This window comes from Methylobacterium sp. J-078 (assembly GCF_022829285.1).
Classification (GTDB): domain Bacteria; phylum Pseudomonadota; class Alphaproteobacteria; order Rhizobiales; family Beijerinckiaceae; genus Methylobacterium.
This window is the reverse complement of record NZ_JAKSYI010000138.1, coordinates 1-922: the sequence shown is the minus strand read 5'-3', so window position 1 is coordinate 922 and position 922 is coordinate 1. Positions and strand designations below refer to the sequence as shown.

The following is a 922-nucleotide window of genomic DNA, read 5'->3' as shown; positions in this document are numbered from 1 at the left end:
TCCATACAAGCTGCTTCCTCAATGCGAACGAGGAAGTTCGGCCGTTGAATTTGCTCTTGTCGCGCCGATCCTTCTGGCCTTCCTGGCCGGCATTATCGTGTTCGGCATCTATCTCGGCGCGGCCCACAACCTCCGTCAGCTAACATCGGAGGCGGCTCGGGCCTCCATCTCCGGCATCAGCGATGCCGAGCGGGCAAGCCTCGCGCGCCAGCAGGTCAACGCCGCCCTCGTGAGCGGCACGATGTTTAGACCGGGCATGATCGACGTGCAGGTAGCGACGGATCCCGGCGACACCACCCTCTACCGGGTCACACTGAGCTTCGATTCGAAGAACCTCGGCTTGTCCGGGCTCTCCGGTCTCGTGCCGCTGCCACCCGATCTGATCCGTAGCAGCGTCAGCATCCGAAAGGGTGGGCTCTGATGCGGTGTGAGATGTCCGACCGGCATGGATCGGTCGCGATCCTCACAGCGCTCGGCTTCACGGTTATCCTCGGGGTCGCGGCAATTGGGATTGATTACGGGTCGGCGACCCTAGCCCATCGGCGGGCGCAGGGCGCCGTGGACATCGCGGCGACGCTTGCCGCCGCGAACCCTTCGCTCGCAGAGGCGGCAGCCCGGAATTCCCTAGCCGATAACGGCTATGCCGCCGGTGCCGTGATCCGGGTCCAGCCCGGTTCTTACAGCGCCGACGGCAGGACTGCAGTTGATGCGCGTTTCAGCACGGAGACGTCGGCGCCTAACGCGGTCCGGGTGACCCTGCAGACCGCAACTCCGACCTACTTCGCTCCCGCCCTCGGCCTCGGCCGCGAGATCGCCATCAAGGTACAGAGCACCGCGGCGATGGCACAGTTCGCGTCCTTCACGATCGGGTCCGGATTGGCCGGCCTCGATGCCGGCGTCGCGAACGCCGTTCTGGGCGCAA

2 protein-coding genes and 1 pseudogene are annotated in these 922 nt (G+C 65.4%); all 3 read left to right on the top strand.

What is annotated here, in order from left to right; translation table 11 throughout:
* Positions 1-10: 10 nt before the first annotated feature.
* A complete protein-coding gene (locus MKK58_RS24325) occupies positions 11-421 on the top strand; it encodes a TadE/TadG family type IV pilus assembly protein (protein ID WP_243915544.1) in 411 nt (136 codons plus the stop codon).
* Positions 421-528: pseudogene (locus MKK58_RS27195) on the top strand (hypothetical protein); the annotation flags it as partial. The gene MKK58_RS24325 and the pseudogene MKK58_RS27195, both read left to right, overlap by 1 nt.
* A 30-nt stretch (positions 529-558) precedes the next feature.
* Positions 559-922, top strand: a 364-nt coding sequence (locus MKK58_RS24320) for a TadG family pilus assembly protein (RefSeq protein WP_313899299.1), incomplete at its 3' end; no start/stop codon positions are given.